General features: G+C 56.7%; 1 pseudogene. It reads left to right on the forward strand.

What is annotated here, in order from left to right:
• A pseudogene (locus tag I5W_RS32315) lies at positions 1–1,256 on the forward strand (T6SS effector BTH_I2691 family protein); the annotation flags it as partial.
• Positions 1,257–1,311: the final 55 nt, after the last annotated feature.

The following is a 1,311-nucleotide window of genomic DNA, read 5'->3' on the forward strand; positions in this document are numbered from 1 at the left end:
GAGCGCAAGCTTGCGGAGTTGAAGCGCACGCCGGGCGTCAGCAGGAGCAGCTCGTCGAGGTCGTGGGGGACGGGCAACTGGGGCATTTGTCTGAGCGATTCCAGTTGCCGAAATCCACCGTGCTCAAGCTGCTGGGCGAGCAGGCCAGCCTGGCCAAGGCCGGCCGGCAGGCTATGTGGTCGCGTCAGGGGAAGATCACGCTGGTGTTGGCCTCTGTGCAGATGGCCGCGCTGACGGCGGCGCTCAACAAGCTCGATCAGGAGGAAGGCGATGCCTATGTGGATACGCTCATGTCCGTGATGGGCAGTACCGCTGGTTTGTTGGAGGGGGCGTTCGGAATTTCTGCGGCGGCGGTGGAAATCAGGAGCGCCGGGAACAAGCTGGTGCTTTCCAGCAGTCTCATGGCGGCCTCTGTTTTGCGTCTGTTGTCGGGGATGGCCGGGGCGGCGGCTTCTGGGTTTGATATGGTTGCGGCATATGCAAAATACTCTTCTAGAAACACGAGAGGTGAGCGATTGGCTGCCAGGCCGTATCTTTTTGGCGCTGTATTTTTTGCCGCTTCTGCTATTTCGGCATCTGGCAGCTTCACTATCGCTTTTGCTAACGCTACGGTGTCGAGATTCGTGATTTCACGAGCGATCGTAGTCGGACTAGGCGGTGCAACGAGCGCAACGATGGTTGCCGCGACTGCTACAGGAATTGGGATTCTTTTGGGAATCGCAGGTTTTGCCTTTGCTCTATATGCTGAGAGCCTTGAAGACGACTTGAACGAAATCTTCTTGAAACGCTGTTACTGGGGCAAAAGCGAGCGTACCGAAACACGCTTCGCAGCGGCTGAAGAACCCCTGGACAAGAGAAATCTCGAGGAGATGCTGACGTGGAGCGAGCGCGGATTGGCGGCCGAAGTGAAGGGTTTTCAGTCGCTGTCAGTCGGTGTCAAGGCGTCTCTGACCTGGTCGAAGAATTACTCCAGCGATAACGTCCTCCAGGCCCGCATTGAGGTTGTCCATGAAGGACAGGCGCCACGGGTCGCTTATACCGTGCAATTGCTGCCGGAGAATCTTGGCCGAACGGCGGAAGAGTCGGCATTGATGGTGCTGGATGCAGACAGCCGACGCTATGTCCTAGATATCAAGATGCCGTTGGATGCTAAAACCTGGAACGCAGCGCAGTCCGCGCATTTGACTTATCGCCTTTATGAGGAAGTTCCGCGAGCGCCGTTTGCCCAAGATGCCTTTGAACTCAAACGCGTCTAACTATCGGGATTCTCATCATGAAGAAAAATCATCGCCGCGAACGACAATCGCGCAG

This window comes from Herbaspirillum sp. B65, from assembly GCF_000333555.1.
Taxonomy (GTDB): Bacteria; Pseudomonadota; Gammaproteobacteria; order Burkholderiales; family Burkholderiaceae_D; genus Herbaspirillum; species Herbaspirillum rubrisubalbicans.